At 69.5% G+C, this 26,423-nt stretch carries 34 protein-coding genes and 1 tRNA gene; 25 read left to right on the top strand and 10 right to left on the bottom strand.

What is annotated here, in order from left to right:
- Position 1 precedes the first annotated feature (1 nt).
- Entirely contained in the window at positions 2-640 is a 639-nt protein-coding gene (locus HZ992_RS24345) for a sigma-70 family RNA polymerase sigma factor (RefSeq protein ID WP_209384415.1), read from the bottom strand.
- 56 nt (positions 641-696) lie between these two features.
- Between HZ992_RS24345 and purU the strand changes: the two genes are divergently transcribed.
- From purU to HZ992_RS24365, 4 genes are read left to right on the top strand one after another with little or no spacing between them, the layout of a single operon-like run.
- Entirely contained in the window at positions 697-1,581 is an 885-nt protein-coding gene (purU, locus tag HZ992_RS24350) for a formyltetrahydrofolate deformylase (RefSeq protein WP_209384416.1), read from the top strand.
- 18 nt (positions 1,582-1,599) lie between these two features.
- Positions 1,600-2,043, top strand: a complete 444-nt coding sequence (locus HZ992_RS24355) for a YybH family protein (RefSeq protein ID WP_209384417.1) — start codon at positions 1,600-1,602, stop codon at positions 2,041-2,043.
- A gap of 6 nt (positions 2,044-2,049) precedes the next feature.
- Complete coding sequence (locus tag HZ992_RS24360; RefSeq protein ID WP_209384418.1) at positions 2,050-3,015, top strand: YheT family hydrolase; 966 nt, start codon at positions 2,050-2,052, stop codon at positions 3,013-3,015.
- 14 nt (positions 3,016-3,029) lie between these two features.
- On the top strand, positions 3,030-3,575 hold the full coding sequence (locus HZ992_RS24365) for a DUF2946 family protein (protein WP_209384419.1): 546 nt from the start codon (positions 3,030-3,032) through the stop codon (positions 3,573-3,575).
- Here the strand turns inward: HZ992_RS24365 and HZ992_RS24370 are convergent.
- Positions 3,563-4,105 (bottom strand): DUF3455 domain-containing protein, encoded by a 543-nt coding sequence (locus tag HZ992_RS24370; protein WP_209384420.1) that lies wholly within the window; start codon positions 4,103-4,105, stop codon positions 3,563-3,565. The genes HZ992_RS24365 and HZ992_RS24370 overlap by 13 nt on opposite strands.
- A 132-nt stretch (positions 4,106-4,237) precedes the next feature.
- Entirely contained in the window at positions 4,238-4,771 is a 534-nt protein-coding gene (locus HZ992_RS24375; RefSeq protein ID WP_209384421.1) for a c-type cytochrome, read from the bottom strand.
- A 280-nt stretch (positions 4,772-5,051) separates the two neighbouring features.
- Here HZ992_RS24375 and HZ992_RS24380 point away from each other — a divergent pair, with 280 nt between their 5' ends.
- The 18 genes from HZ992_RS24380 (at position 5,052) to HZ992_RS24465 (ending at position 16,426) form a co-directional block, all read left to right on the top strand.
- Complete coding sequence (locus HZ992_RS24380; RefSeq protein ID WP_209384422.1) at positions 5,052-6,857, top strand: NAD(P)/FAD-dependent oxidoreductase; 1,806 nt, start codon at positions 5,052-5,054, stop codon at positions 6,855-6,857.
- A 54-nt stretch (positions 6,858-6,911) separates the two neighbouring features.
- A tRNA-Arg gene (locus HZ992_RS24385) sits at positions 6,912-6,986 on the top strand.
- Positions 6,987-7,236: 250 nt separating this feature from the next.
- Positions 7,237-7,491 (top strand): hypothetical protein, encoded by a 255-nt coding sequence (locus HZ992_RS24390; protein WP_245213282.1) that lies wholly within the window; start codon positions 7,237-7,239, stop codon positions 7,489-7,491.
- Between the two features lie 9 nt (positions 7,492-7,500).
- Positions 7,501-7,758, top strand: a complete 258-nt coding sequence (gene infA / locus HZ992_RS24395) for a translation initiation factor IF-1 (protein WP_209384423.1) — start codon at positions 7,501-7,503, stop codon at positions 7,756-7,758.
- Positions 7,759-7,927: 169 nt separating this feature from the next.
- On the top strand, positions 7,928-9,508 hold the full coding sequence (nifB, locus tag HZ992_RS24400) for a nitrogenase cofactor biosynthesis protein NifB (protein WP_209384424.1): 1,581 nt from the start codon (positions 7,928-7,930) through the stop codon (positions 9,506-9,508).
- 26 nt (positions 9,509-9,534) lie between these two features.
- The gene (locus HZ992_RS24405) at positions 9,535-9,729 is read left to right on the top strand and encodes a 4Fe-4S binding protein (protein WP_209384425.1); all 195 of its coding nucleotides are present in this window, start codon (positions 9,535-9,537) and stop codon (positions 9,727-9,729) included.
- A gap of 5 nt (positions 9,730-9,734) precedes the next feature.
- Positions 9,735-10,115: a HesB/IscA family protein gene (locus HZ992_RS24410; protein ID WP_209384426.1), complete on the top strand. Its 381-nt coding sequence runs from the start codon at positions 9,735-9,737 to the stop codon at positions 10,113-10,115.
- 14 nt (positions 10,116-10,129) lie between these two features.
- Positions 10,130-10,690 carry a hypothetical protein gene (locus HZ992_RS24415; RefSeq protein WP_209384427.1) on the top strand — a complete coding sequence of 187 codons (561 nt, stop codon included), beginning with the start codon at positions 10,130-10,132 and terminating at the stop codon, positions 10,688-10,690.
- 11 nt (positions 10,691-10,701) lie between these two features.
- Complete coding sequence (locus tag HZ992_RS24420) at positions 10,702-11,481, top strand: 4Fe4S-binding leucine-rich repeat protein (protein ID WP_209384428.1); 780 nt, start codon at positions 10,702-10,704, stop codon at positions 11,479-11,481.
- Positions 11,474-11,809: a nitrogen fixation protein NifZ gene (locus tag HZ992_RS24425; RefSeq protein ID WP_209384429.1), complete on the top strand. Its 336-nt coding sequence runs from the start codon at positions 11,474-11,476 to the stop codon at positions 11,807-11,809. Before HZ992_RS24420 ends, HZ992_RS24425 begins: the two co-directional genes overlap by 8 nt.
- A 12-nt stretch (positions 11,810-11,821) precedes the next feature.
- Positions 11,822-12,076 (top strand): nitrogen fixation protein NifZ, encoded by a 255-nt coding sequence (locus HZ992_RS24430; protein ID WP_209384430.1) that lies wholly within the window; start codon positions 11,822-11,824, stop codon positions 12,074-12,076.
- The gene (locus tag HZ992_RS24435) at positions 12,073-12,411 is read left to right on the top strand and encodes a DUF3024 domain-containing protein (RefSeq protein WP_209384431.1); all 339 of its coding nucleotides are present in this window, start codon (positions 12,073-12,075) and stop codon (positions 12,409-12,411) included. The genes HZ992_RS24430 and HZ992_RS24435 overlap by 4 nt, the downstream gene beginning before the upstream one ends.
- Positions 12,408-13,568: a cysteine desulfurase family protein gene (locus HZ992_RS24440; protein ID WP_209384432.1), complete on the top strand. Its 1,161-nt coding sequence runs from the start codon at positions 12,408-12,410 to the stop codon at positions 13,566-13,568. The genes HZ992_RS24435 and HZ992_RS24440 overlap by 4 nt, the downstream gene beginning before the upstream one ends.
- A 23-nt stretch (positions 13,569-13,591) precedes the next feature.
- Positions 13,592-13,807: a putative nitrogen fixation protein NifT gene (gene nifT / locus HZ992_RS24445; RefSeq protein WP_209384433.1), complete on the top strand. Its 216-nt coding sequence runs from the start codon at positions 13,592-13,594 to the stop codon at positions 13,805-13,807.
- A 1-nt stretch (position 13,808) separates the two neighbouring features.
- Positions 13,809-14,066 carry a DUF6129 family protein gene (locus HZ992_RS24450; protein WP_209384434.1) on the top strand — a complete coding sequence of 86 codons (258 nt, stop codon included), beginning with the start codon at positions 13,809-13,811 and terminating at the stop codon, positions 14,064-14,066.
- Between the two features lie 28 nt (positions 14,067-14,094).
- On the top strand, positions 14,095-15,243 hold the full coding sequence (locus HZ992_RS24455) for a DegT/DnrJ/EryC1/StrS family aminotransferase (protein WP_209387293.1): 1,149 nt from the start codon (positions 14,095-14,097) through the stop codon (positions 15,241-15,243).
- A gap of 13 nt (positions 15,244-15,256) precedes the next feature.
- Positions 15,257-16,099, top strand: a complete 843-nt coding sequence (locus HZ992_RS24460; protein WP_209384435.1) for an SIR2 family NAD-dependent protein deacylase — start codon at positions 15,257-15,259, stop codon at positions 16,097-16,099.
- Positions 16,100-16,120: 21 nt separating this feature from the next.
- Complete coding sequence (locus HZ992_RS24465; protein ID WP_209384436.1) at positions 16,121-16,426, top strand: 2Fe-2S iron-sulfur cluster-binding protein; 306 nt, start codon at positions 16,121-16,123, stop codon at positions 16,424-16,426.
- Between the two features lie 131 nt (positions 16,427-16,557).
- On the opposite strand, the gene HZ992_RS24470 is transcribed toward HZ992_RS24465, so the two are convergent.
- Together HZ992_RS24470 and HZ992_RS24475 are read right to left on the bottom strand one after the other, a co-directional pair.
- Complete coding sequence (locus HZ992_RS24470) at positions 16,558-17,433, bottom strand: class I SAM-dependent methyltransferase (protein ID WP_209384437.1); 876 nt, start codon at positions 17,431-17,433, stop codon at positions 16,558-16,560.
- A 66-nt stretch (positions 17,434-17,499) separates the two neighbouring features.
- Positions 17,500-18,645, bottom strand: a complete 1,146-nt coding sequence (locus HZ992_RS24475; RefSeq protein WP_209384438.1) for a MerR family transcriptional regulator — start codon at positions 18,643-18,645, stop codon at positions 17,500-17,502.
- Between the two features lie 189 nt (positions 18,646-18,834).
- Between HZ992_RS24475 and HZ992_RS24480 the strand changes: the two genes are divergently transcribed.
- From HZ992_RS24480 to HZ992_RS24490, 3 genes are all read left to right on the top strand, one after another.
- Positions 18,835-21,714 (top strand): DUF349 domain-containing protein, encoded by a 2,880-nt coding sequence (locus tag HZ992_RS24480; protein ID WP_209384439.1) that lies wholly within the window; start codon positions 18,835-18,837, stop codon positions 21,712-21,714.
- Complete coding sequence (locus HZ992_RS24485) at positions 21,683-21,877, top strand: thiamine-binding protein (protein WP_209387312.1); 195 nt, start codon at positions 21,683-21,685, stop codon at positions 21,875-21,877. The genes HZ992_RS24480 and HZ992_RS24485 overlap by 32 nt, the downstream gene beginning before the upstream one ends.
- 260 nt (positions 21,878-22,137) lie before the next feature.
- The gene (locus HZ992_RS24490) at positions 22,138-23,055 is read left to right on the top strand and encodes an acyl-CoA desaturase (protein ID WP_209384440.1); all 918 of its coding nucleotides are present in this window, start codon (positions 22,138-22,140) and stop codon (positions 23,053-23,055) included.
- A 105-nt stretch (positions 23,056-23,160) separates the two neighbouring features.
- Here the strand turns inward: HZ992_RS24490 and HZ992_RS24495 are convergent, their stop codons facing one another.
- From HZ992_RS24495 to HZ992_RS24515, 5 genes are read right to left on the bottom strand one after another with little or no spacing between them, the layout of a single operon-like run.
- Entirely contained in the window at positions 23,161-23,397 is a 237-nt protein-coding gene (locus HZ992_RS24495) for an FmdB family zinc ribbon protein (RefSeq protein ID WP_209384441.1), read from the bottom strand.
- 7 nt (positions 23,398-23,404) lie between these two features.
- A complete protein-coding gene (gene draG / locus HZ992_RS24500; protein WP_209384442.1) occupies positions 23,405-24,337 on the bottom strand; it encodes an ADP-ribosyl-[dinitrogen reductase] hydrolase in 933 nt (310 codons plus the stop codon).
- The gene (locus HZ992_RS24505; RefSeq protein WP_209384443.1) at positions 24,330-25,169 is read right to left on the bottom strand and encodes an NAD(+)--dinitrogen-reductase ADP-D-ribosyltransferase; all 840 of its coding nucleotides are present in this window, start codon (positions 25,167-25,169) and stop codon (positions 24,330-24,332) included. Before HZ992_RS24505 ends, draG begins: the two co-directional genes overlap by 8 nt.
- Positions 25,166-25,774, bottom strand: a complete 609-nt coding sequence (locus tag HZ992_RS24510; protein ID WP_209384444.1) for a hypothetical protein — start codon at positions 25,772-25,774, stop codon at positions 25,166-25,168. The genes HZ992_RS24505 and HZ992_RS24510 overlap by 4 nt, the downstream gene beginning before the upstream one ends.
- Positions 25,774-26,205, bottom strand: a complete 432-nt coding sequence (locus HZ992_RS24515; protein ID WP_209384445.1) for a group II truncated hemoglobin — start codon at positions 26,203-26,205, stop codon at positions 25,774-25,776. The genes HZ992_RS24510 and HZ992_RS24515 overlap by 1 nt, the downstream gene beginning before the upstream one ends.
- Positions 26,206-26,423 lie beyond the last annotated feature (218 nt).

The following is a 26,423-nucleotide window of genomic DNA, read 5'->3' on the forward strand; positions in this document are numbered from 1 at the left end:
CTCAGGTGCGTCCCGGTCCGGTCATGTCGCGCTGCACCGCGGCTTCGAGGCAGCCCTTGAGCGCCATCAGCGCGCGCCGCACCCACGACTTCACCGTGCCCAGCGGTTGGCGCAGCTGGTCGGCCACCTCGGCATGGCTGAGGCCGTCGAAGAAGGCCAGCGCGACGCTCTGTCGCTGTTGCGAACTCAGCCCTTCCATGCAGTGCGTCAGCGCGCGCGCGTCCGCGGCCCGGCTGAGCAGCTCGAGCGGCCCCGCGCTGTCGTCGGCCACCTGGTCGTACACGTCGGTTTCCTCTGCGTCGTCGCCGCCGGAGGTGAAGGCGGTCTGGATCTGCGGCTGGCTCTGCGCACGGCGCAGGCTGTCGATGGCGCGGTTGCGCGCCACGCTGGTCAGCCAGGTCAGGGGCTGGCTCTGCGCCGCATCGAAGCTCTGCGCCGAACGCCAGACGTTGACATACACCTCCTGGAGGATGTCCTCGGCCTGGGCCCGGTCCCGGTTGATGCGCAGCACCACGGCGAACAGATGCGCACTGGTGCGCTCGTAAAGCGTGGCAAATGCCGCGCGGTCGCCCAGCCCGGCGCGCGCGAGCAGCTGCGCGAGTTCGCGGCTGCGGTCGGACCAGTCGGTGGCGGCGGGCATGGTGCGAGTCTACGAGGGCCGGCTCTTTACAATGCGCCGACCACTGGAAAGCCCGCATGCCCCGCCCGACCGAATTCGTCCTCACCCTGTCCTGCCGCGACACCAAGGGAATCGTGCACGCCGTCTCGGGCCTGCTGTTCCAGGCCGGCTGCAACATCATCGATTCGCAGCAGTACGGCGATGTGCTCAGCAGCGACGCCACCGGCCTGTTCTTCCTGCGCGTGCACTTCGAGGCGCCGCCGCACCTGGCCGACGTGGCCACGCTGCAGCCGCTGTTCCGCCACCTCAGCGAGCAGTTCGGCATGGACGCTCGGCTGCATTCGCTGGCGCGCAAGCCGCGCGTGATGCTGATGGTCAGCAAGCACGGCCACTGCCTGAACGACCTGCTGTTCCGCTGGCGCTCGGGGCAGCTCAACGTCGACATCCCGGCGATCGTCTCCAACCACCCCGACTACGCCGATCTCGCGGCCAGCTACGGCATCGACTTCCACCACCTGCCGCTGGCCACCGGCTCGGGCGCCGAAGCCAAGCGGGCGCAGGAGAAGCAGGTCGAGGCGCTCGTAGACGCGCAGCAGATCGACCTGGTCGTGCTGGCGCGCTACATGCAGATCCTGAGCAGCGAGTTCTGCCAGTTCCTGCGCGGCCGGGCGATCAACATCCACCACAGCTTCCTGCCCAGCTTCAAGGGCGCCAAGCCCTACTACCAGGCGCACGAGCGCGGCGTGAAGCTGATCGGCGCGACGGCGCATTACGTCACCGCCGAGCTCGACGAGGGCCCGATCATCGAGCAGGACGTCGAGCGCGTCGATCACACGCTCAGCCCCGAAGACTTCACCGCCGTCGGCCGTGACGTCGAATGCGTGGTGCTCGCGCGCGCGGTGCGCTGGCACGTCGAGCACCGCGTGCTGCTCAACGGCAAGAAGACCGTCGTGTTCCGCTGACATCGGCGAGACCGAGCCATGCCGCGCATCAAGCCCCCGCTGCCGCCGTCGACTCCCGACGAGATCGAGCAGCAGCTCTACGAGGCCCTGCAGCGCGCCGACATCGAGGCGCTGATGGCGGTGTGGTCCGACGACGACGAGATCGTCTGCGTGCACCCCGGCGGCCCGCGCATGGTCGGCGCCGCGGCGATCCGCGCCTCGTTCGAGGCCCTGTTCGCCAACGGGGCGATCGACGTGCGGCCGGAGAAGGTGCGCCGGCTGCAGGCGCTGAACTGCGCGGTGCACAGCGTGCAGGAGCGCGTCAACGTGCCCACCGAGCAAGGCCCCAAGGCGGCCTGGGTGATGGCCACCAACGTCTACGTGAAGTCGAGCCGCGGCTGGGCGCTGGCGGCGCACCACGCCAGCCCCGGCTCGCCGCGCGAGGCGCAGGACGCCGCCGAAGCCGGCTCGACGCTGCACTGAGCTGCGGTGCAGCAGTACCGTTCGCCCCGCTGGCTGCCCGGCGGCAATGCGCAGACGATCTGGCCGGCGCTGTTCGGCCAGCGGCACCGCGGCCCGCGGATCGCGTTCCGCCGCGAGCGCTGGACGACACCCGACGCCGACTTCATCGATGCCGACTGGCTGGGGGAAGACACCACCGCGCCGCTGCTGGTGATGTTCCACGGCCTCGAAGGCTCGACGCGCAGCCACTACGCGCAGGCCTTCGCCGACTGGGCGCGCCGCCACGGCTGGCGCTTCGTGATGCCGCACTTCCGCGGCTGCTCGGGCGAGCTGAACCTGGCACCGCGTGCCTACCACTCGGGCGACTTCGAGGAGATCGGCTGGATGCTCGGCCAGGCGAAGCTGCGCCACGCCGGGCCGATCGCCGCCGTCGGTGTCTCGCTGGGCGGCAACGCGCTGCTGCGCTGGGCCGAGGAGGCCGGCGGCACGGCGTCGGCCACCGCGAAGGCGGTCGCCGCGATCAGCTCGCCGATCGACCTGGCCGCCGGCGGCCACGCCATCGGCCGCGGCTTCAACCGGCTCGTCTACACGCGCATGTTCCTGCGCACGATGAAGCCGCGCGCGCTGGCCAAGCTGGCGCAGCACCCGGGCCTGTTCAGCCGCGAAAAGCTGCTTGCCGCGCGCGACCTCTACGAGTTCGACAACGTCTTCACCGCGCCGCTGCACGGATTCCGCGACACCGACGACTACTGGGCGCGTGGCTCGGCGAAGCCGCACCTGGCGCGCATCCACATCCCGGCGCTGGTGCTCAATGCCCTGAACGACCCCTTCGTACCCGGCAGCAGCCTGCCGCGCGCGCACGAAGTCGGCGAGCGCGTCACGCTGTGGCAGCCGACGCATGGCGGGCACGTGGGCTTCCCCGGCGGTCGCTGGCCCGGTCACGTGATGACCCTGCCCGAGCAGGTGATGGGCTGGCTCGCCCGCCATCTTTGACGCAGCATCGGGCCATGGACGAGATCGTCAAGGCAGCGCTGAAGAAGTGGCCGAACGTGCCGCACTGCTGGGGCTGGCTGGCGCTGGACGCGCGCGGCGACTGGTACATGCGCGACGACCGCGTGCAGGCCGCCGGCCCCTTCCCGAGGGTCAAGGGCAGCCGCATCCTGCACGACAAGCTGCGCGAGTTCATCCACCGCAACTACCTGGAGGACGAGTCCGGCGACTGGTTCTTCCAGAACGGGCCGCAGCGGGTCTACGTCGAGCTCGAGGCGGCGCCCTGGGTGTGGCGCCTGGTGCCAGGCGAAGCCGCACCGGCGATCACCAGCCACACCGGGCGCGAGGCTCGGTTCGAGTCGGCCTGGCTCGACGAGCACGGCCGCCTCTTCCTTGCCACCGACATCGGCCTGGGCCTGGTGCACACGCTCGACATGGAAACCGCCGCCGGCGCCGTCGAGAGCGGCGCCTGGTTGCCGCAGGACATCCGCTTCGACGAACTGCCCGGTCGATTCGGCTACCGACTCAGCCCGGCTGCCGCGCACGCCGCTCAGCTGCCGTAGAACACGTAGTCGGCCTCGTAGGCCACCTGCTGGCGCTTGCCCTTGGTCGCCGCGTCGCAGGCCGCCGCCGGCGCCACGCCGCCCTTGGTGTTCAGGCGCTGGATGTAGCTCACGCCCTGCATCGCTCCCATGCCCATCGCGGGCTCGGCCTTGACCAGCTGCAGCGGGATGCTGCCGGCCATCGCCGGCGCCACCGCGAGCTGCTTGCCGGTGACCTTGGAGCCGTCGGCGGCTTCCCAGGTCGGGCCGGCGTAGTACTTGCCGACCATCTTCTTGTCGGCGCCGTACAGCGTGGCGACCGGGGCGACGAACACCCACTCATGCGCGCCGGCCATGTTCGCCTTCTCGCGGCACTCGTAGGTGATCTCGCCGACGCCGGTGGTGGCCATCGTCTGCTTCGCGCCGGCGGGCACGCGCACCGGCTCGGGCAGGGCGGCGTTGTCGACGGGCTTCATGGCCATCATCGAGGGGCCGGCGGCGCAGGCCGACAGCAGGGCCACGGTGCCGAGCAAGGCGAAGGTCTGGGTCATGGTGTTCTCCGGAAGAAGGGTTTGTCGCGGGGCGACAGTGCCCCGACTCCCGGATACGCAGCCCGGCCGCAACTGGATGCAGCCCATGAAAAAGCCGGCCCTCGGGCCGGCCTGGTCAGAGCGCGCGAAACCTCAGTTCGCGGCGGAAGCGGCCGCGGCCGGCGCCTTGGGCTCGTCGAACTTGGCGCCGCCCTTGTTGGCGAGGTAGACCACCGCGCGGCCGATTTCCAGGTCGCTGAAGTCGCCGCCACCCTGGGCGCCCATGGCGTTCTTGCCCTTCAGCGCCGACGTCAGCAGCGTCTCGTAGCCGGTCTTGATGCGCGGCTCCCAGGCGGCGGTGTCGCCGATCTTGGGGGCGCCGGCCGCGCCGCTGGTGTGGCAGGCGGTGCATTGGGCGTTGAAGACCTGCTCACCGGACTTCAGCGAGGCCACGTCGGAAGCGTCCTTGACTTCGATGCTGCCGATCGGCTGGATGCGCCGGGCCACCGCCTCGGCGCCCAGGCCGTCGCTGCCGGCAGCGTCGCGGTGGTCGGAGGTCACGTACATGACCAGCAGGATGATCGCGAAGATCGGCACGACGAAGGAGAAGAACACCGCCAGGATCAACTGCTTGGGCGTCTTGATCGGGCCTTCGTGCGGGCCGTCTTGGTCGTGGGAGTCGCTCATGAATTCCTCGGCTGCGGGTGCTCTGCGGGTGCGGGTTCGGGGTCGGTGCTTCCCCCGGACGGCCCGGGAGCGCAAAAACCCGCGAATTATAGGGGGGCTGCCGTGCCCGCCTGACCTGGCTCAAGACCGCAGCTCCGGCGTGCCATGCCGACGTGTCGTCGGCGAACGCGCCGCCGCCGCTTGACAGCCAGCAATTCCAGGCGGATGGTGCAGGCTCAGCGGGCGTCAGACCCGTCATCCGCGCCGTGAGCGCATCACATCACCGCTGGAGACAAACCCGATGAGTACCGTGACCCTGGCCTCCCCCACCGAACAGGCCACGCGCTGGCTCGATGATTTCGGGCGCGCGCTGGCGCGCGGCGACATCGACGCCACGCTCGCGCTGTTCGACCCCGACTGCTACTGGCGCGACCTCGTCGCCTTCACCTGGAACATCCGCACGCAGGAAGGGCCGGCGGCCATCCGCGCGATGCTGCAGGCGCGGCTGGCGGACACGAAGCCTTCGAACTTCGCCCTCGAAGGCGAGGCCACCGAGGCCGACGGCATCACCGACGCCTGGTTCACGTTCGAGACCGGCGTGGCGCGCGGCCGCGGCCACCTGCGCCTGAAGGGCGGCAAGGCCTGGACGCTGCTGACCACGATGACCGAGCTGAAGGGCCACGAAGAGAAGAAGGGCGAGCACCGCATCAAGGGCGCCGAGCATGGCGTGCACCCGGGCCGCAAGAGCTGGGCCGAGTTGCGCGAGGACGAGGCGAAGACGCTGGGCACCACCGAGCAGCCGTATGTGGTGATCGTCGGCGGCGGGCAGGGCGGCATCATGCTCGGCGCGCGGCTGCGCCGCCTTGGCGTGACGGCCATCATCATCGAGAAGAACGCGCGGCCCGGCGACTCCTGGCGCAACCGCTACAAGAGCCTGTGCCTGCATGACCCGGTCTGGTACGACCACCTGCCCTACCTGCCCTTCCCGGACGACTGGCCGGTGTTCGCGCCCAAGGACAAGATCGGCGACTGGCTGGAGATGTACACCAAGGTCATGGAGCTCAATTACTGGGGCTCCACGGTCTGCAAGAAGGCCTCGTTCAACGAAAAGACGCAGGAGTGGGAGGTGCAGGTCGAGCGCGACGGCAAGCCCGTCACGCTGCGCCCGAAGGAGCTGGTGTTCGCGCTCGGCGTGTCGGGTTACCCGAACGTGCCGAAGATCCCCGGCGCCGAGACCTTCCTCGGTGACCAGCACCACTCGAGCAAGCACCCTGGCCCCGAGAAGTACAAGGGCAAGAAGTGCGTCGTGCTCGGCTCCAACAACTCGGCGCACGACATCTGCGCCGCGCTGTGGGAGAACGGTGCCGACGTGACAATGATCCAGCGCAGCTCGACGCACATCGCGCCGTCGGAATCGCTGATGGAGCTGGCATTGGGCGGCCTGTACTCGGAGCAGGCGGTGAAGAGCGGCATCGACCACCACAAGGCCGACCTGATCTTCGCCTCGGTGCCCTACAAGATCATGCACGGCTTCCACATCCCGGTGTACGAGGAGATGAAGAAGCGCGATGCCGATCTGTACGGCCGCCTCGAGAAGGCCGGCTTCATGCTCGACTTCGGCGACGATGGCTCGGGCCTGTTCATGAAGTACCTGCGCCGCGGCTCGGGCTACTACATCGACGTGGGTGCGTCCGAGCTGGTGGCCAACGGCAGCGTGAAGCTGAAGAGCGGCGTCAACATCGAGCGCATCAACCCGAAGTCCGTGACCTTGTCCGACGGCACCGAGCTGCCGGCCGACCTGATCGTCTACGCCACCGGCTACGGCTCGATGAACGGCTGGCTGGCCGACCTCATCTCGCCGGAGGTGGCCGACAAGGTCGGCAAGGTCTGGGGCCTGGGCTCGAGCACGACCAAGGACCCGGGCCCGTGGGAGGGCGAGCTGCGCAACATGTGGAAGCCCACGCAGGTGCCGCACCTGTGGTTCCACGGCGGCAACCTGCACCAGTCGCGCCACTACTCGCAGTTCCTGTCGCTGCAGCTGAAGGCGCGTCAGGCCGGCCTGAAGACGTCGGTCTACGAGCTCGCGCCGGCGCACCACAAGCGCTGACGCGGCCTCGAACGCGGCCCGTTCGACCCAGGGCGGTAGAATCCGCCCTGGCGTGCGACCGTGGTGAAGTGGATATCATGCGGCCCTCCGAAGGCCACGTCGCAGGTTCGATTCCTGCCGGTCGCGCCACCTTCCCCGCATCGCCCGCTATAATGCCGGCACTCGTCGACGACCGCTTCACCGCGGTCCCCCTCAACGACGACAGGTGCGGCCAGACGCCATGACGTGCTGCACCGGCGCCGATCGCTCGGCGTGACCCCGTCCCCACCCCCGGCTGACCTGCAGCGAAATGCCCTGCAGGGCACGGCACGAAGGGCGGCCCGGTTCCTCATTCTTTTCCCTCCAGACCCCGCGCACCGGCCTGTGTGCCGCGCCCGGGTTGTACCGAAAGCACTGCATCAAGCATTCCATCGAAATCGGCAAGTACCTTGTCTCGCCGCTGATCAAACAACTCGACGACGGGCAATACGCCCCGTCCGTCTCCATCCGCACCGGCCGCGGCAGCGCCACGCACGATCGTGTGCTGCGCCTCACGCCGCGGTTCGACTCCCTGCACGCCGCCATCCGCTACGCCACCGACGAGGGCCTGCGCTGGATCGGCATGCCCGCGGCACCCCTTTCATCGCAACACTAGGAGCACCCCATGGCCAAGGAAGAACTCATCGAGATGCAGGGGATCGTCAACGAGATCCTGCCCGACCTGCGCTGCCGCGTGACGCTGGAGAACGGCCATCAGCTGGTGGCCTACACCTCCGGCAAGATGCGCAAGAACCACATCCGCATCCTGGCCGGCGACAACGTGTCGCTGGAGCTCTCGCCCTACGACCTGAGCAAGGGCCGGATCACCTTCCGGCACCTGGTGCGCAACGGCCAGCCGAGCACGCCGCGCCGCAGCTTCTGATCGACACCGAGGTCGGCGCTCTCCGCGCCGACCTGTTCGGTTTGTCGCAAAGGACACAGCCTCCGCCGTCGGGCGGAGCGCGCTAAGTCCCTGATTCACAACGCTTCGTGCACTGGCACGGGTCTCGCAATGGTGGCCTCGAATCCACCATGCGACGAGGGCCCGCGCGATGAGCAACACAGCGTTCGTATCGATCGGCGATCTCAAGCGCGGCCGCCAGGCTCTGAGCCCGGTCGCACAGATCCTCGAGACCGCCGCGAGCGGTGGCTGCTCCACGAGCGGCGGCGAGGGCAAGGCCAGCTGCGGTTCGTCCGGCGGCCCCGACGACATGCCCGCGGAGATCTGGGAGAAGGTCAAGAACCATCCCTGCTACTCCGAAGAGGCACACCACCACTACGCCCGCATGCACGTGGCTGTCGCGCCGGCGTGCAACATCCAGTGCAACTACTGCAATCGCAAGTACGACTGCAGCAACGAGTCGCGCCCCGGCGTCGTCAGCCAGAAGCTCACGCCTGACCAGGCGGTGAAGAAGGTCGTCGCGGTGGCCAGCGAGATCCCGCAGATGACCGTGCTGGGCATCGCCGGCCCGGGAGACGCGCTGGCGAACCCGAAGAAGACCTTCGACACCTTCCGCATGCTCCAGGAGCAGGCCCCGGACATCAAGCTGTGCCTGTCGACCAACGGCCTGGCGCTGCCGCAGATGGTCGACGAGATCTGCAAGTACAACATCGACCACGTCACCATCACCATCAACATGGTGGACCCGGAGGTCGGCGCGAAGATCTACCCGTGGATCTTCTGGGAGCACCGGCGCGTCACCGGCATCGAGGCCGCGACCATCCTGCACAAGCAGCAGATGCTGGGCCTGGAGATGCTCACCGCGCGCGGCGTGCTCACCAAGATCAACTCGGTGCTGATCCCCGGCATCAACGACGAGCACCTCTACGAGGTGAACCGCGAGGTCAAGAAGCGCGGCGCCTTCCTGCACAACATCATGCCGCTGATCAGCGAGGCCGAGCACGGCACGGTGTTCGGGCTGACCGGCCAGCGCGGCCCGAGCGCGCAGGAGCTGAAGGCCGTGCAGGACGCCTGCATGGGCGGCGCGAATCTGATGCGGCATTGCCGGCAATGCCGCGCTGATGCGGTCGGACTTCTTGGCGAAGACCGCAGCGAGGAGTTCACGCTCGACAAGATTGACGCGATGGAGGTCGTCTACGACCTCGACAAGCGCCGCGCCTACCAGGAGAAGGTGGAGGTCGAGCGTGCCGCGCAGCACGAGGCCAAGCTGGCCGCGCTGGATGCCGTGCAGGCCGACGACGGCGTCGATGCCGACATGAAGGTGCTCGTGGCCGTCGCCACCGAAGGCCACGGCAAGGTCAACCAGCACTTCGGCCACGCCACCGAGTTCCAGATCTTCGAGGTGAGCAAGGCCGAGGCGCTGTTCGTCGGCCACCGCCGCGTCGACCTCTATTGCCAGGGCGGCTACGGCGAGGACGAGCAGCTGCCGTCCATCGTCGGCGCGATCAACGACTGCCACGCCGTGCTGGTCTCGAAGATCGGCGCCTGCCCGCGCGACGAGCTGACGGCCGCCGGCATCGAGCCGGTCGACGCGTACGCGCACGAGTTCATCGAGAAGGCCGCGCTGTCGTGGTTCGCGGGTTACCGCGAGCGCATCGCGCGCGGCGAGATCACCCACCAGCCGCGCGGCGACGCGCGCATCCGGCAGGGCGCATTCACCGCCGCCGCCTAGTTCTTGTCCGACCCGAGGAGACCGTCATGGCCCTGAAGATCATCGCCTCCATGTGCACCGCCTGCTCCGCCTGCGAGCCGGAATGCCCCAACGTCGCCATCCGCGAGAAGGGCGGCACCTTCATCATCGACCCGGCCAAGTGCACCGAGTGCGAAGGCCACTTCGACGCGCCGCAGTGCATCGCGGTGTGCCCGGTCGATGGCTGTATCAAGAAGGTATGAGCGCCATGCTGCAACCCAAGGTGACGGTCACGCCCGCGGCCGAGAAGTTCATGCGCCGCATGGTGCGTTTCTCCGCCACGCCGGCCGGCGGCTTCCGCCTCACGGTCGCGCCGGGCGGCTGTTCGGGCTACACCTCCGAGTTCACCGTCGAGCCGGCCCCGCAGGGCGGCGACAGCGAGCTGGCCGTCAACGGCCTGCGCGTCTTCCTGCCCGCCGAGAGCCGCCTGCTGCTCGACGGCGTGACGGTCGACTTCGCCGACACGCCGCTGCAATCGGGCCTGACCTTCGTGAACCCGAACGCGGAAGCCTGCGGCTGCTCGACGGCCGGCGAGAGCAAGCCGCCGGCGCAGGCCACGGTGTCGCTGTCGTCGATCAAGCGGCTCTGACGGAAGCGCAGGCCATGGACGCCGACTTCGACGCTGCGGTGCTCGGCCAGGGCCTGCCGCCGGCGGTCGAGGCGGCGCTCGCAGAGGCCGGCGCGCAGCGCGGCGACCCGGTGCGTGCCATGGCGGCGCTGATGCGCGCGCAGTCGCTCGCGCCGGACCATCCGGCGGTGCTGATCGCGTTCTACCGGCACCACTTCTACGGCCACCGCCTGCTGATGGCGCGCGATGTGGCGCGCCGCGCGCTGGTGGTCGGCGCGCAGGCATTGGGCCTGCCCGTGGTGTGGCGCGAGGTGCCGAAGCGGGCACTGCCCGGCGCGCGTCACGACGCGCCGACACGCTTCTTCCTCTTCGTGCTCAAGGGCTACGCCTACCTGAGCCTGCGCCTGGACGACGCCGTCGAGGCGCGCGACGCGCTGGCGCTGCTGCGCGCGCTCGACCCCGACGACTGTGTCGGCGCGGCGCTGCTCGAGGCGGTGCGCCAGCGCGCGCTGGCGGGCAATGCCGATGGCGACGAGCCGGTCTACGTGCAGGCCACCGGCGCCGCCGCCTGGGCGCGCCTGCCGGCCGCAGCCTGAAGGTTCGCAGCATGCAGACCGCCGACAGCAACGACATCCCGGCGATCGACTGGCACGGCGCGCCGATCACCGAGGCCACCTGCGCGAACTGCGAGCACGCCGTGCTGCGCGCACGCAGCGCCTGCGAGCCTGGCCGCAGCTGCATGCGCGACGTCTATGCGCGCCGCATCGACCGCTTCTTCCGCAGCCACCCGCAGCTCGCCAACGCGCACCTGGCCGAGGCCTACTTCGAGGTGCGGGCGATCGCGGCGCGTTATGCCGACATCTTCCACCTCGGTGCGCTGATGCGCGACCCCGACGAGACGGTGCGCCTGCAGGTCGCGCTGCGCGTACCGCAGCGGCAACTGCTCACGCTTCGCGACGACCCGCACCGCGAGGTGCGCATCCGCGTCGCCCAACGACTGGCCCCGGCCGAACTGGCCAGCCTGGCGCGCGACGCCGACTACCAAGTGCGTGCCATCGTCGCGCGCCGCGCTCCCGAAGGCCTGCTGACGCTGCTGATGCACGACACCGACCTGCAGGTGCGCCAGGAAGTGGCGCGCCGCATCCCGATGCCGGCGCTGTGGCGTTTGGCGTCCGACGCGGCGCCCGAAGTGCGGCGCATCGTCGCCGAGCGCCTGCCGGTGTCGCTGCTCGATGCGCTGGCCGCCGACGCCGACTGGACAGTGCGCTGGGAGGCCGCCGGCCGCGCCCAGGGCGCCGCGCTCGAGCGCCTGCTGAACGATGCCGAGCCCGAGGTGCGCGAACGCGCCCGCGAACGGCTCGATGCGAAGGAGCCCGTCCATGCCTGACATCGCCCGCGACGACGACGTCATCGAGATCGCCCACCCGCCGCGCTTCGAGATGGGCGAGCGCGTGATCAGCCGCAGCGTGGTGCGCAACGACGGCACCTACAACGGCCGCGACATCGGCGAGGTGCTGGTTCACAAGGGCGAGGTCGGCTTCGTGCGCTCGATCGGCACCTTCCTGCAGCAGTTCTACATCTATGCCGTCGAGTTCACCGACAGCGGCCACCGCGTGGGCATGCGCGCCAAGGAACTCTGCACGCTCGACCACCTGCCCGAGGAGGTGCTCGCGCAGCTCGGCGAGCGCGCGGCACAGCTCGATTCCCTTCGCTGAAGGAGACCCGCCATGATCGAACCGCGCGAACCGAAGTACCAATGGGGCCAGCCGGTCGTGGCCGCCATCGACCTCTACAACGACGGCAGCTTGCCCGATGCGCCGCAGGAAGACATCCTGCTCATCGTCGCCGGCGGCCCCGGCGAGATCGTGCAGATCGGCCACCACGACGAGGCCAACGTGCCGATCTACCTGGTCGACTTTGGCGTGGTGGTGCTCGGCTGCCTGGAAGAAGAGATCGCGCCGATGGCGGAGGCGATGGCGTGAGTGCCGTGCTGCAGAGTGCGCCGCAGGTGCTGGCGCTGGACCGCGCCCGCATCGCGCGGGCACTCGCGCGGCGCCAGCGCTACAAGTACGTGCGGCCGCGCGTCGAGCGCGAGGGCCTGGGCTGGAAGGTGGTGAGCCCGAACTGCTCGCGCAGCGTCGACGCGGCCGGCGGCGAGATCGCCATCGCCTGGCTCGTGCCGGGCAGCAACGGCCAATGGCTGCTGCACGCACGCGACCATGCGCAGGGCTGCTGGGTGCTCAAGGCCTCGGGCCTGCGCCTGGACGAGGCGCTGGGCCGGCTGTGCGCCGACCCGAAGCGGGAGTTCTGGCAATGAGCTCGCCCGTCTACCTAGACCACAACGCGACGACGCAGCCTGCGCCCGAAGTGATCGCGGAGATGGTCGACGCGATGCAGCGGGCCTGGGCCAACCCCTCGTCCACGCATGCGCCAGGTCAGGCGGCGCGACGCCTGCTTGCGGACGCCCGGGCGCGGGTGGCGAATTTCCTCGGTGCGCAGGCCTCCGAAGTGGTCTTCACCAGCGGCGCGACCGAGGCCAACCACATGGCCGTGCTCGGTGCGCTGGCCAGCTCGCGCGGCCGGCTGCGCCGGCGCCTGGTGCTGTCGGCCGTCGAGCACCCCGGCCTGCTCGCGCTCGCGCAGCGCCTGGCCGACGAGGGCGTGCCGGTCGACCTCATCCGTGTCGATGCGCAGGGCCGGCTCGACCTGGACCACGCCCGCGCGCTGATCCGCGATGACGTGTCGCTGGTCAGCGTGATGGGTGCGAACAACGAGACCGGCGTGTGCATGCCCATCGCAGCATTGGCCGAACTGGCGCGTGCCCACGGTGCCTGGTTGCACGTCGATGCCACGCAGCTCGCCGGCAAGTCGAATCTGAGTTTCGCAGCCAGCGGCGCCGACCTCATGTCCGTGTCGGCGCACAAGCTCGCCGGGCCCAAGGGGGTCGGTGCGCTGCTCGTTCGCAAGGGCCTGCCGCTGGCGCCGTTGATCTCGGGCCGCCAGGAGCGGCACCGCCGCGGCGGCACCGAGAACCTGCCCGGCATCGCCGGCTTCGCCGCCGCCTGCGAACTCGCCGGGGCCACGCTGGCCGCCGACATCGAGCGCATTCGCGGGCTGCGCGAGCGGCTCGAGCAGGGCCTGCTGCGTGGCCTGCCCGGCACCCATCTGTATGGCGCGCAGACCGAGCGCCTGCCCAACACCGCCTGCCTGCGTTTTGCCGACCTCGCTGCCGAGCCCGTGCTCGCGCGGCTCGAGCGCGCCGGCGTGGTCGCCTCGTCCGGCGCCGCCTGCAGCGCCGGCGGCACGCAGCCCTCGCATGTGTTGCTGGCGATGGGCGAGAGCGCGGCGCAGGCCAAGTCCGGCGTGCGCTTCTCGCTCGGCCGCGAGACCTCTGCCGCCGACATCGACGCGGCGCTCGACGCCGTGCAGCACGCGCTGGTTCCCCTGCTCGACCCGCAGCCGCTGGCTGCCTGACCGCCTGACCCCAAGGAAGAACCATGAAGGTGATGATCCGCAAGACTTCGACCGGCGCCCTGTCGGCCTACGTGCCGAAGAAGGACCTGGAGGAGCCGATCGTCGCGCAGGAGCTCGAAGGCCTGTGGGGCGGCACGATCACGCTGGCCAACGGCTGGCTGCTCGCGCTGCCGGAGATGGCGGTGGGCACCTCGCTGCCGATCACCGTCGAGGCGCGTCGCCTTTCCGGCGGGGATTGAGATGGAAGCCGCCACGCTGACCGAAGCCATGGTCATCGCCGACGCCGCGAGCAGCGTGCGCGAGGCCGCCGCCGCGCTGCGCACGCGCTTCGCCAATCTGCGCGTGGTCGTCGTCGATGCCTTCGACATGCGTAGCGAGACGCCGGCGGCCGTCGGCGCGAAGCGCCAGCTCTACCTCGGTGCGAGCGACGGCCACTGCTGGTCGGTGACCCACGACGCCGGCCAGGCCTGCGGCTTCTTCATTGCCGAGCGCGGCTGAGCCGGCACGCACCATGTCCGACGCCGACCTGCCCGACGACTGGCTGCTGCTCTCCGAGCCGGACCTGAGCGAGCTCGAATCCGATCTCGTGCAGGCCGCCTTGCGCGCGCCGCGCCTGTCGGCCGGCCGCATGGTCGAGCGTTTCGAGGCCGGCTTCGCACGCTGGGTCGGCCGCGCGCACGCGGTGGCGGTGGGCAGCGGCACGCTGGGCACCTGGCTGGCGCTGCGCGCGCTGGGCATCGGGCCGGGCGACGAGGTGATCGCCTCGCCCTACGGCTGGCACCAGGTGGCGCATGCCGTCACGCTGTGCGGTGCGCGCGTGGTGTTCGCCGACATCGACTACTGGTCGGGCTGCCTCGACCCGGCGCGCGCCGCCGCGCAGGTCACGCCGGCCACGCGCGCCATCCTCGCCGGCAATGTCAACGGCCACCCGGCGGCGTGGGCCGGCCTGCGCGAGCTGGCGGAGGTGCGCGGCCTGGCGCTGATCGAAGACTCCACCGAGGCGATCGGCTCGGTCTACCGCGGCCGCGTGGTGGGCAGCTTCGGCGACCTGTCGGTGTTCGACTTCTCTCAGCCCTCGGCGCTGTGTTGCGGCGAGGGCGGCATGGTCGTCACCGACGACGCGGCACTCGCCTCGGAGCTGCGCTACCTGCGTTCGCGCTCGATCGGTGACCGCCGCTCGGTCTCGGTCGGCTCGCGCGTGCCGATCCAGGCGTCCATCAGCGAAGTCACCGCGGCGCTCGGCGTCGCGCAGCTCACGCGCATCGACGAGATCCTGGCGCGGCGCAAGGATGTCGAGGCGAGCTACCTCGCGCAGATGCTCAGCTTCGAGGGCATCAAGCCGCCCTATGTGGCACAGGGTGTCGACAGCGTGCACTGGATGCTCTACCTCGTGCACCTGGGCAAGCGCTTCACCGCCAGCGCATGCGCGCAGATCGTCGAGGACCTCGCCACCGAATGCGTCGAGACGGTGATGTACTGCCAGCCGCTGCACCAGCAGCACCACTACATGCAGCAAGGCTGGAAGCGCGGAGCGCTGCCGCTGACCGAGCGCATCGCCGACCGCGCGCTGGCGCTGCCACTGCACGGCGGCCTCGAAGCCGACCACGTCAAGTTCATCGTCGAGACGCTGAAGGACTCGTCCATCAACGTCGGCGCCGGTGCCGCGATCTACTGACCCAGGAAACCCCATGAGCTTCGCCACCCTGAACGACCTGCCCGCCGCCGTGATCGAGGGCCTCGAGGCCGGCACGCTCGCACCCTACCTCGGGCCGGGGCTGCTGGCGTTGTGCAACGGCAGCACCCCGCCGGCCGACCCGGTGGCGCTGGCCGGGGTGCTGACTGCCCGCGTGTCGGTGCCGGGCAAGATCAAGAACCGCCTCACCGCGGCCGCGCAGTTCATCGAGAACTTCAAGCACCGCAAGACGCTGGTGAAGGCGATGGACGAGGCCTTCGCCGCGCAGGCCGTGCCCTCGCCGCTGCACCGCTGGCTGGCGGCGCTGCCGGCGCCGATCATCGTCGACACCTGGTACGACGACACGATGCGCACGGCGCTGGTCGCTGCCGCGGGGAACTGGGCCGAGGTGCAGGGCCTGTCGCAGAGCGAACACTTCGGCACCTGGACGGGCTGGTACGACGCTGCCGGCGCCAGCCTGCCAGACGCCGCCGCGCCGCGCACGGTGCTCTACAAACCCTGGGGCGGCCATGCCCCGGCCGGCAACTACCTGGTGTCGGACAGCGACTTCGTCGAGGTGCTCACCGAGATCGACATCCAGACGCCGATCCCCGCGCTCGTGCAGCAGCGCCGCGCTGCGCTCGGCTTCGTGTTCCTCGGCTGCCGCTTCAACGACCAGCTGCCGCGCGCCTTCGCGCGCCAGGTCATGAAGCGCTCGGCCGGCCCGCACTACGCCGTGCTGGCCGAGGAGCCCACGCGCATGGAGGCCCGCTTCTTCGCCGAGCAGGGCATCACCCGCATCGCCATCCCCCTGGCCGACGCCGCGGCCGCGCTGTGTGGCGCGGCGCTGCCGGCCTGAACATCCTCAGGAGATCAACGCATGAGCACGCTCACCATCAACCCCGGCGCCATCACGGCCGACGTCGCAGAAGGGACCAACCTGCTGCAAGCCATCCTCGCCGCCGGCGGCAAGCTCGTCAGCAAGTGCGGCGGCGAAGCGAAATGCGGCGCCTGCCACGTGTTCGTCACCGAAGGCCGCAAGGGCCTGTCGAAGATGACGCCGGTGGAGAACGCCAAGCTCGACACGATCATCGGCGTGGGCAGCAAGTCGCGCCTGGCCTGCCAGGCGAGCCTGCTGGGCACTGAGGCGGTGACGGTGGAGTTGCTCGGGGCGCTGTCGGGCTGAGGTGCGGAGCAACTGGCATGGGAGGCGGGCGGTTGACTGCTCCCGACCCTCAGCCGACATGTGTTGCTCTGAACTTGGTGCCCACAAGCAGCTAATGAACGGCTGACGTGAGCGGCGCCTCGAGCACGGCATCACTTTGTCGCGCACATGAGTCGAACGCCACCGCCCGTGCGCATCCCATCCTTGCGCCGCGCAAAGTAGCGTGTGTTCAGCGCTTCCGGAGTGGGGCTCTCGGCGCCCTTGAAGCCCAGCTCGATCAGCTGCAGCTGCAGCTGCGTCGGGTCGAACGCCGACACCCAGGGCTCGCCGATCGCCCTGGCTTGCTGCTCGACGAATTCGCTGACCGCTCGCTCGAGCGGGTTGAGCATCGCCGCCGGGACGCGATAGTCGAAGCACAGGCTGGTGCCTTCGGCAAAGCCGGCCACCGTGCCGGCCGTCCTCAGCACCGCGGCGGCCGTCAGGTACATCGTCACGCCCATCCAGCTCACGCACGCCGGCTGGTCTGCCCGGAATCCTGCCTGCCGCAGCGTGCCCGCCAGCTCGTCGCGCTCGAAGTCCACCGGCACCAAGCTCAGCGACGGGGGCACGCCGATCCCGGCCTCGGCCAGTAGTTGCCGTTTCCAACCCTGCGTGCCCGGGTGATCCACCTCGAACACCTTCAGACCCAGGCTGCTGTGTGGATTGCGATAGGCAAAGGTGTCGAGGCCGGCGCCCAGCAGCACGTACTGGCGCACGCCTGCAGCGACCCCACGCGCCATCTCGTCCTCGACAAAGCGGCTGCGCGCCACCAGCGCCGCGCGAAGCCCGCGCGACACCGGATCGTTCAGTGCGAACGGATCGTCTCGCAACGCGGCCTCGGTCTTCGCACCCAGCAGCGGCAACGCGATCGGATCGGGCAGCACCACGGGCTCGTCGAGCAGCTGGTGTACAGCGCGCAGCGAGGCGACTCTCAGCGCAGAGCGGCTCGGCTCGCCGTGACGAACGATGTTGGTCGGCAGTGTGGACATGGGATGAACTCCTCGTGAGGGGGTATCCATCGTCCACCCTCACGTTGCGTGAGGGTCAAGCGGTGGTCAAGTGGCCGCTTGTCGCAAGTAGTGCCGCACCTCCGGCGTGTCGTCCGCCCCGGCCTGAAGCAGCGGCTCGTTCTCGAAGGCGGCAACCAGCTTCTCGCGCAGCGCGGCATCGTGCCGCGCCATGCGGTCCAGCAGGCCCCGCCATTCGGCCGCCAGCTGGCGCGCGGCCGGCGCCTGCGGCGGCAAGCCATCGGCCATCAAGCGCTCGGCCCGCTCGCTCAACCCGCGCCACTGAGGCCCCAGTGTCTTGTCCAGTCGCTGGAACTCATCTGCGCTGATGTACTTGGCCAGTGTTGCCAGCCGCAACTGGACCGCCGCGTCGATGTAGTCCAGCAGCGCGCGGTCCATTCCGCTTGGCAGGCGCACCCCGGGCTGCTCCCGCACCATGCGGCCCCAGCGCTTCAGCAGCTCGGTGTCGCCGTTCATCCAGCGTGCCGACACATCCATCCACTGCCGGGCCAGGCGCTGCAGCTCGAGCGCGTCGGTGGCTACGCCGCGCGACATCGCCTCCCGCACAGCCTGCACCAGCTGCGGCCACTCTGCCTCGCACTGCTTCCAACGCTCGAAGACGAGCTTGAGCTCGCCGGCGCTGAAGTACTGCTCGAAGGTGCTCATGATTGACAAGCTGGCTAGCCAGTCGTCGATGTCGGGCTGGCCGCCGCCGACGATGACCATCTGCATCACGCTGAGCCGGTCATGCAACGCCTGGCTCTGGGCCATGTCGCGCTCCAGCGCACCGATCTGCCGCGCGAGGATGGCCGGCAGCGAAGCGGCGCTGCCATCCAGAAACTGCGCCACGTCGGCCAGCGGAAGGCCCATGCGGCGCAGGGCTTGGATGCAGTGCAATCGCGCGGCATCGTCGCGGTTGTACAGCCGATAGCCACTGTCGGAGCGCCCCGACGGGCGCAGCAGCCCGATGCTGTCGTAGTGGTGCAGAGCACGAACGGTGACACCGGTGCGCTTGGCCAGTTCGCCGACTTTGAGAAGCATGCACGAGTATCCACGTTGCCACCCACTGGCAGCCGTCAGCCTCGTCAGATCCAACTTGGCCGCGGGGCAAGTTGACGCGACTGAGCGTGCTGCGAGGCAGTCGGTAAGTGGCCGGCCACCGATGGCTCGTTCTGGCCGAGAGCGGTCGCCCAAGCAGTCGCGCTCGATCGGCTACAACCGCTGCAAAGCAAGCCCCGGAATCAAGATACCCTTCGCGGACACGTCTGTGGCGCAGACGGGCCGCTGTTCATTTGGCCGAACCGTCACGCAGAAGGCCGGTCGCCGCGTCACTTGCGAAGAGAATGCCTGATCGGCGCCGCAATGGCGCGCAGGGGCACGAGCATGCTTGGCTGGATTTTCAGGAAGAAGGGCATCGAGACCGGGTCGGCACCCGCCACGGTCACAACGAGTCAGGTCGCGAACGGATCGGCGACCGACGTGGATTGGACGGCCGCGCTTGCGCTGGCGCGCGGAGACAACGATGCGCTGCTGGCCCTGGCACGAAGCGCGGCGACACCCCTCCAGTTCAAGCAAGCCGCCGTCGAGGCCCTCACCGGGGAACCGGCGCTGAGACTGGCCGAGCGGGAATTTCGCGGTCACGACCGCCGCGTCCACCAACTCGCCAAACAGCGTCTGCAGGCGACGGTGGCGCAGCGCGAGACCCGCGAGCACGCCGGGCGGCTGCTCGAAAGCGCCCGAGGTCTGGCAGCAATGACAGAGGTGCCGGTGAATCGCCTCGTTGAACTCGACCGCGCCTGGCTAGCGCTTGATGCCGAGGCGGTCGAACCGGCCCTGCGCGACGACTTCACAGCGCTGACGGCGCAGCTGGCGGCGCAACTGCGCGAGCGCGCCGACATCGAGCTGCAGCGCCGGCGCTGGCAAGCCGACGCCACGGCCGCCCAGCGGCAGTTGCAGGCGGCATGCACCGAGGCCGCGGCGGGCACGCAAGGTCGAGAGCGCCTTGCAGTCGCGACGGACGCAGCCCGCGGCGTGGAAGGTGCGCTGCAGCCGGACGGCGAGGCGGACCCGGCCACAGACCGCGCGCTGGCCGAGTTGCAGCACGCCATCCGCAGCGCAATCGCGCTCGACGTCCACTTGGCCGTACTCGATCGGCTGCTGGCCGGCTCGGCGGAGGCCATGCCCAGCACTGCCGAGGAATCGCGTGTGGTGACCGGGCCGGGTGACGATTCGAACGCCGAATCCGCAGACGGTGCTCGCGAAGACGCCAACGGGGACCGCGCCATCACGTCCTCGGCGATGGGTGACGCGCAGCGGCAGTGGCAGGCGCTCCCGCCACTGACCGATCTGCATCTGGCGGCGCTGCTGCAGAGCCGGCATGCTCGCTGGCAACAGGCCTGCGAGCAGGTGCGGGAGGCCAGGCGGTCGCAACGGCGCGAGGAGGACCGCGAGCGTCAGCGTGCGCGCAAGGGTCAACAGACTCTGGCCCTGGCCGACTGCGTGGCGCAGGCGGAGACGGCGCTCGACGCCGGGCAGCTGGCCGACGCCCACCGCCATCTGATGGGCATCGACGAGCAGCTTCAAGGTGCCGATGCACCCGTTGCAGTTCAGACCCGAATCGCAATGGCTCAGGCGCGGCTGGCGCAGTTGCGCGGCTGGCAGCACTGGGCCGGCGGGCGCGCGCGCGACGAGCTTGTGCAGCAGGCCGAGGCCCTGGCGGCCGCGACGGTCGGCGATGACGGCCGAGTCGATGGGAACGCGGAGGCTGACGGAGCGGTTGTCGCAGAAGTCGCTCGGCTCTCGATCCGCCAGCGCGCCGAAGTCATCCAGACTCTGCGCCAGCGCTGGAAGGAGATCGACAGCCTGAGTGGCCCTGGAACGGGAGGTCGCGCGCTGTGGCAGCGCTTCGACGCAGCCTTGCAGTCGGCCGGCGAGCCGGTGGCCGCGCATGTCGCGGCGCAGCGCGCGGCGCGCGAGGCCAATCTCTCGGCTCGCCAGCAGCTGCTCGAGATCCTCGAAGCGGTGGGCGAAACCACCGCCTCCGAGCCAGCGGCTTCGCCAGACGAGGTGAACCTGCCGGACGACGCCGCACAGCCGCAAACTCAGACCGAGCCGCCCGCCCCAGGATTCGACCATCCGCGTCGACTGGCAACGGCACTCGACCGGTTCCATGCCGAATGGCGCAAGCTGGGTCCGCTCGAGCACACGGTGCCGCGCCAGGCGCGCGCGGCGCTGGCGGAGCGCATGGAGGCGGCGGTGCGCCGCGTGGAGGCGCCGCTGGAGGCCGCACGCGCCGCCGCCGGCGCGCAGCGCCAGGCACTCGTGGGGCGCGCCCGCGCTCTCGCCGGCAGCGCGCCCGGGCGCGGCCGCGACCTGGTGGGCGAGGTGCGCGCACTGCAGGCCGAATGGCAGCGGCATGCGAAGGCACTGCCGCTGGCACGCGCCCACGAGCAGGCCCTGTGGTCCGAGTTCAAGACTGCGATCGACGCCGCCTTCGCTGCGCGCGAGGCGGCCTACTCCGCACGCGAAGCCGAGTTCGAGGCCCATGCCGCAGAGCGCACGGCTCTGATCGAGCGCCTGCGACCTCGCCCTGGGGACAGCCCGGCGACTCAACGCCGTACGTTGACCGAGGTCGACGCCGCCTGGCAGCGCTGCGGGCCGGCGCCGCGTGACCGTGCCGATGCGCTCGAGGCTCAATTCCGCGCCGCCCGCGAGGGTCTGCGGCAGTGCTCGACCGAGGGTGATCAACGTGCATGGCAGGCCACCTGTGATGCGCTCGATGCCAAGCTGGCGCTGTGCAAGGCGCGCGAGCAAATGATTGCCGAGGGTGATGCGCTCGATGTTGCGGCCACCGCTGCGTCATGGTCGACCCTGCCCGCGTTGCCGGCACCGTTGGAAGATGCGATACGCCGCCGCGCCGGACTTGCGCAGGCGGACGGCACCGATGCGGCACCTGACGTCGACGACCTGTTGCTGCAGATCGAGACCGCCTGGGACCTGCCGACGCCGCCGGCGTTCGAGTCCGCGCGCCGCGAACGCAAGCTGCTGGCATTGAAGGATTCCCTCGAGGGCCGCCGTTCGGTTGCTCCCATGGCCCTTGCGCCTGTCGCCGCCATGGCACTGCTGCTGAGCCGCGATGACTTGGACGCCGGCCAGCACGATCGGCTGGCCGACGTGCTGGCGGAGTGGCGCCGACGGGGCCCGCAGCGGCCTGCCCTGTCAGCTCACGCCGATGGGCACGATCCTCGAAGGCGAGTGGGATGAATCATTCGCCGTCGTCAAAGCCTGCTTCGACCAGCTTCGCGCATCAGGATGCAGTCGCATTGGCGTGCCTCTCAAAGTGGACTGGCGGGACGGCCCATCGGGCAGGCTCCAGGCCAAGACAGCGAAGGTCGAGCAGGTGCTCGGCAAAAAGCTGAAGACCTGACGCGGCGGGCCAGTATTCGCGGCTGCAGCACACTGGTCAGCGTCACTCGCTGTCGAAGGCCTGAGTGACTCCGGGCACGAAATGCGGTCGTTGATCGTCGGCAACCTCTTCCGGCACTTTCGCACTCGACACCGGTCGCTCGACGCCAGACCACCAAGCGAGCCTGCTTGAGCGGCTGCTCCTGACGTCTCGACCGGCTCAAGCCGACGTATTCTGCTAGGGTCCGCGGCGTCGAAAGTCCATACTTCGAAAGCTCAGCCATGGCGAATGCAGTTCCGCCCCCTCTTCAGCGCGCTGAGAGCCTGCGAGCATTCAAGATTCGCGCAGTCATCGTCCACCTGGCCTGCCTGGGTGTGTTTTTCGTTCCGCTCACTTCGACGGTACTCTGGACGGCCGTGGCTTTGTACTTCATACGGGTGTTCAGCTGGGAGGCCGGCTCACACCGCTACTTCTCGCACCGAAGCTTCAAGACGTCGCGAACGTTTCAGTTCATCCTTGCACTGCTGGCAGCGCTCAGCGGTCAGCGTGGCGTTATCTGGTGGGCGACTCACCACCGCGCCCATCACAAGTATTCCGACGTTAGTCCTCTGGACCAGCACTCGCCTCGCTTCCACTCGCTGTGGCACGCACACTTCGGTTGGCTGCTGAGCCAGCGCGCTCTGGACACGGACCTCACGCAAGCTCGAGACCTGGCCAGATTCCCCGAGCTGGTCTGGCTGAACAAGTACCACTACTTCTTTCCACTCGGCCTGCTCATCGCCACGTTCTGCGTGGGTCAATACACCGCGTTCTTCGGGGCAAAGGGACTGGGCGCAAGCGCCGTGGTGTGGACCTTCTTCGTCAGCATGGTTCTTTCGCAGCAGGCAGCCTTCCTGCTCAACACGGGGCTTCACGGCGTAGAGCCTGGCTGGTTCCGGTACCGCCGCTTTGAGACCAAGGACACCACCACCAACGCGTGGCTGCTGGCAATCCCGATTCTCGGCGGCGCCTTCCACAACAACCATCATCGATACATGAGCTCGGCCCGCAGCGGCTTCTATTGGTACGAACTGGACTTGACCTACCTGATGCTGAAGATCCTGTCCTGGCTGCGCATCGTCTGGGACCTGGTGCCCGTTCCTCTGGAAGTGCTGGAAGAGGGTGGCAAGTCCAACGGGCACTACCCTCGCGGGCGATGACGATGTCGAACCAGAAGCCAGACTGGATCTGCCAGGCAGCGAACACCGGACAGTGACCGCTCCTTGTCGAGAGCCGCCCGCAGACCCCGCAACCTCCCTGCGCCGCTACTTCGACACCTTCGCCCGCTCGCTCTTGCTGTAGTTGCTGAAGTGTCCCTGCTTGGCCGCAGCGCGCCGCCCCGCAGCAATGATGGCTTGGCTGGTGCCTTGCGGCGCGGTCAGCGACACCAGTCGCTCGAGCGCCGTCGTGGCGCAGTGCGGGCAGGCGGGCACGGTGCTGTTGCGCACCAGCAGTTCGAACTGCTGGCCGCAGGCGCTGCATCGGTAGTCGTACAGGGGCATGGCGTCCTCACGAGGGCAATGGAAGGGATTGGCGGTCCAGCGACAGCGCGACGAGCGCGCTGGCCTGGTCGGTGATGTCGCGCACCACGGTGCGCGACAGCCGGCCCAGCCAACGGCCGGGCAGCGCCTGCGCGCCGCAGCGCGCGCCGGCCAGCATGCCGACCAGCGCGCCGGTGGTGTCGGCGTCGTCGCCGAGGTTGACGGCCGCCGTGACGCCGGCCTCGAAGTCAGTGTGCGACGCGAAGCAGTGCAGCACCGTCTGCACGGTGTCGACCACGTAGCCGCTGGCCCGGCCGGGGTAGGGCCGGAAGGCGAAGGTCGGCTGCGCGGCGACGAAGGCCTCGATGCGGCGCGCCTGCGCAGCCGCGTCGACCCCGGAAAGCAGATCGCGCAGCAGTTGGCCGATGCCGAGCACCGCGGCGTCCGACAGCGGATGGTGGTGCGTCACATGCGCCTGCGCGAGCGACACCCGCTCGAAGGCCGCGTCGTCGCCCAGCGTGGCCAGCGCCACCGGCAGGTTGCGCATCAGCGCGCCGTTGCCGGCATCACCGTCATTCGGCTCGCCGCTCAGGCTGCCCTGCTGCAGGAAGCGCAGGATGCCACGCCGGCAGGTGTTGCCGCAGTCCACCGGCTTGCCGCGCCACCAGGCGAGAAAGGCCTCGGCGATGAGTTGCGTGTCGAAGGGCCGGCCCAGGCTTTGGCCGCGCAGCAGCGCCTCGCCCAGCGCCAGGCTCATGGTCGTGTCGTCGGTCACCTGCCCCGGCGCCAGCTTGAGCCAGCCACCGCCGACGATGTGCCGGTGCACGCCGCCCTGCGCGGCGAAGCGGTGCTTGATCTCACGCGGCGTCATGAACTCCACCGTCGCGCCGAGCGCGTCGCCGAGGGCCAGGCCGAGGTAGGCGCCCAGGGCCTTGTCGAGCAGCGAGCCGTGGTCAGTCATACCGCGCCTCGACCTCGCAGTCGCCGCCGATCGCCAGCACCTCGGCCTCGCCGTGCAGCGATGTCGTGTTGAGCAGGCCGGGCACGAGCAGCAGCTTGCACTGCGGGATGCGCGCCTCGAGCACCCAGTCGCCGAAGCATTGCGCCGCGTCGCGCGTGGTGCTGAACGACACCAGGTTGTTCAGCCTCACGGTGCAGTGCCGCTCGCGCAGCGAGCCGGCGGCGATCTGCTCCTCGCAGCGTGTGCTGCCGCGCCACAGCGTGGCGTGCGTGCCGCTGCCGAGCAGCGCGAAGCGTGCGAGCATCCACTGGCAGAACTCGTAGAGCAGGTCGAGCTGCTGGAAGATGCTGTTGTTGTGGTAACGGCTGGCCCCCTTCTGCTCGAGGTAGGCCACCCAGGCCGGCGACGGGAAGCGCGCCAGCGGTGCGCCGTGGAAGCTGGGCACGAGGCCGAAGCGGCTCTCCACCCAGCCCTTGAGCACGGCGCCCGAAGGCCCGTTCGAATCGAGCCCCCAGCCCTGCAGCAGCTTGAGGTAGCTGGAGCGCCAGCGGCGCCGGTCGGGCGGCGGTTCGCCACGCTCCTCGTCGGAAGGCCGCACCAGCCCGAAGGCCAGGCTCATGTAGTGCGCGAACACGGCACGTGCCTCGTCGGCATCGCGGCTGCGCTGCAGCAGCGCGAACAGGCCGGGGTTGCACTCGCGCGCGCCGGCGATGTGCAGCGGCTGAGGGTGCGCGTTGAAGGCCGTGCTCGCCAGCAGCGGCGCGGGCACGCCGACCAGGTTGGTCGTGTACCAGCGCGCCGGGTCGGCTTCACGGTCGCCTTCGAGGCTCACACGGGCCGGTTCTCGTTCGGGTTGCGTACCGGGCCCATCAGCTTCAGGCCTTCGTCGTAGGTGATCGTGTCGAAGGTGATGTCGAACTTCAGCGCGGCGTCGGCCACGCGGTCGGTCTTGCCGGCGGTGTCGAGCTTCTTCAGCTCGGCCTTCTCGAGGTACAGCAGTTCGAGCAGCTCGTTGTAGACGGTGGCCTCGTCGATCGGCAGCACGTAGAACATCGCGCCCTTGAGCGGCACCTGGTACTTCTTGCTCAGGTCGATGTTGTTGCAGAAGAGGAAGTACTTGCCGCCGGCCGACAGCGTGTCGCCCAGCGTCTCGGCCACGTCCTTCAGGTGCTCGAAGCTGAGCAGGTAGCCGGCGAAGAAGGGCAGCTTGGGGTCGCCGACCTGCGCCACCGCAATCACCTGGTCGCAGGTCAGCTCGGGCGGGCGCGCCTCGTCGGCGAGCTTGGCGGCGAAGCGCAGCGCGAGCTCGCCGCGAAAGCCGTAGCGCCCCGGCTTCTTCGTCGGTGCCTTTAGCACCGGGTTGAGCAGGCGGCCCTCGGACTCGAGGCGGGCGAAGGCGGTGGACGCGAGTCCGGGTTCGGCGAGGGTGGTGCTCATCAGTGGCTCCGGTGGGTTGAATCGGTGTCGGTGTTCTTCAAGTGATCGGCGACCTTGGCGAAGGCGGCGAGCAGCTCGTCGCGCAGCGCGGCCTCGGTGCCGATCTCGTCGAGCGCCTGGCGCATGCAGGCCAGCCACGCATCGCGCGCCCCCGCGTCGATGGCGAAGGGACCATGCACGCGGCGCAGCCGCGGCTGGCCGCGCTCGGCGGTGTAGCGCTTCGGGCCGCCCAGCCATTCGGCCAGGTAGAGGCGCAGCACGGCCTTCGTTTCGGCGAGGTCGGCGTCGTGCATGGCACGGATGGCGCGGGCATCGTCGCGCAGGTCCATCGCACGATAGAACGCGTCGACCAGCCTGGCCACGGCCGCCTCGCCGCCCAGCCGCTGGAAGTGCGGGTTGGGGTTCGCGGCGACGACGGGCAGGGCGCTCATGAACGCTCCAAGAGCAACCGCCGTACCACCTTCATCGATGCGCGAACGACGCCCGGTGAAGCGCTCGGTGGGTGAGGTCGCACGCGTCGCATCGCGTCCGGGTTTGTCGTGTTTCGAACAATCGAACAAGGCCCCCGCGGCGACCGCGAAATCGTGCATTTACCTCGTGAAAACAAGCACTTGAATCAAGTCAAAAGGGGGTGGCACGCGCATTGCGA

It is taken from the genome of Rhizobacter sp. AJA081-3, from assembly GCF_017795745.1.
Lineage (GTDB): Bacteria > Pseudomonadota > Gammaproteobacteria > Burkholderiales > Burkholderiaceae_C > Piscinibacter.

Coding starts and splice junctions, on each gene's coding strand:
- HZ992_RS24345 (WP_209384415.1), bottom strand. CDS start 640: ATGCCCGCCGCCACCGACTGGTCCGACCGCAGCCGCGAACTCGCGCAG.
- purU (WP_209384416.1), top strand. CDS start 697: ATGCCCCGCCCGACCGAATTCGTCCTCACCCTGTCCTGCCGCGACACC.
- HZ992_RS24355 (WP_209384417.1), top strand. CDS start 1,600: ATGCCGCGCATCAAGCCCCCGCTGCCGCCGTCGACTCCCGACGAGATC.
- HZ992_RS24365 (WP_209384419.1), top strand. CDS start 3,030: ATGGACGAGATCGTCAAGGCAGCGCTGAAGAAGTGGCCGAACGTGCCG.
- HZ992_RS24370 (WP_209384420.1), bottom strand. CDS start 4,105: ATGACCCAGACCTTCGCCTTGCTCGGCACCGTGGCCCTGCTGTCGGCC.
- HZ992_RS24375 (WP_209384421.1), bottom strand. CDS start 4,771: ATGAGCGACTCCCACGACCAAGACGGCCCGCACGAAGGCCCGATCAAG.
- HZ992_RS24380 (WP_209384422.1), top strand. CDS start 5,052: ATGAGTACCGTGACCCTGGCCTCCCCCACCGAACAGGCCACGCGCTGG.
- infA (WP_209384423.1), top strand. CDS start 7,501: ATGGCCAAGGAAGAACTCATCGAGATGCAGGGGATCGTCAACGAGATC.
- nifB (WP_209384424.1), top strand. CDS start 7,928: ATGAGCAACACAGCGTTCGTATCGATCGGCGATCTCAAGCGCGGCCGC.
- HZ992_RS24405 (WP_209384425.1), top strand. CDS start 9,535: ATGGCCCTGAAGATCATCGCCTCCATGTGCACCGCCTGCTCCGCCTGC.
- HZ992_RS24410 (WP_209384426.1), top strand. CDS start 9,735: ATGCTGCAACCCAAGGTGACGGTCACGCCCGCGGCCGAGAAGTTCATG.
- HZ992_RS24415 (WP_209384427.1), top strand. CDS start 10,130: ATGGACGCCGACTTCGACGCTGCGGTGCTCGGCCAGGGCCTGCCGCCG.
- HZ992_RS24420 (WP_209384428.1), top strand. CDS start 10,702: ATGCAGACCGCCGACAGCAACGACATCCCGGCGATCGACTGGCACGGC.
- HZ992_RS24425 (WP_209384429.1), top strand. CDS start 11,474: ATGCCTGACATCGCCCGCGACGACGACGTCATCGAGATCGCCCACCCG.
- HZ992_RS24430 (WP_209384430.1), top strand. CDS start 11,822: ATGATCGAACCGCGCGAACCGAAGTACCAATGGGGCCAGCCGGTCGTG.
- HZ992_RS24440 (WP_209384432.1), top strand. CDS start 12,408: ATGAGCTCGCCCGTCTACCTAGACCACAACGCGACGACGCAGCCTGCG.
- nifT (WP_209384433.1), top strand. CDS start 13,592: ATGAAGGTGATGATCCGCAAGACTTCGACCGGCGCCCTGTCGGCCTAC.
- HZ992_RS24450 (WP_209384434.1), top strand. CDS start 13,809: ATGGAAGCCGCCACGCTGACCGAAGCCATGGTCATCGCCGACGCCGCG.
- HZ992_RS24460 (WP_209384435.1), top strand. CDS start 15,257: ATGAGCTTCGCCACCCTGAACGACCTGCCCGCCGCCGTGATCGAGGGC.
- HZ992_RS24465 (WP_209384436.1), top strand. CDS start 16,121: ATGAGCACGCTCACCATCAACCCCGGCGCCATCACGGCCGACGTCGCA.
- HZ992_RS24470 (WP_209384437.1), bottom strand. CDS start 17,433: ATGTCCACACTGCCGACCAACATCGTTCGTCACGGCGAGCCGAGCCGC.
- HZ992_RS24480 (WP_209384439.1), top strand. CDS start 18,835: ATGCTTGGCTGGATTTTCAGGAAGAAGGGCATCGAGACCGGGTCGGCA.
- HZ992_RS24485 (WP_209387312.1), top strand. CDS start 21,683: ATGGGCACGATCCTCGAAGGCGAGTGGGATGAATCATTCGCCGTCGTC.
- HZ992_RS24490 (WP_209384440.1), top strand. CDS start 22,138: ATGGCGAATGCAGTTCCGCCCCCTCTTCAGCGCGCTGAGAGCCTGCGA.
- HZ992_RS24495 (WP_209384441.1), bottom strand. CDS start 23,397: ATGCCCCTGTACGACTACCGATGCAGCGCCTGCGGCCAGCAGTTCGAA.
- draG (WP_209384442.1), bottom strand. CDS start 24,337: ATGACTGACCACGGCTCGCTGCTCGACAAGGCCCTGGGCGCCTACCTC.
- HZ992_RS24510 (WP_209384444.1), bottom strand. CDS start 25,774: ATGAGCACCACCCTCGCCGAACCCGGACTCGCGTCCACCGCCTTCGCC.
- HZ992_RS24515 (WP_209384445.1), bottom strand. CDS start 26,205: ATGAGCGCCCTGCCCGTCGTCGCCGCGAACCCCAACCCGCACTTCCAG.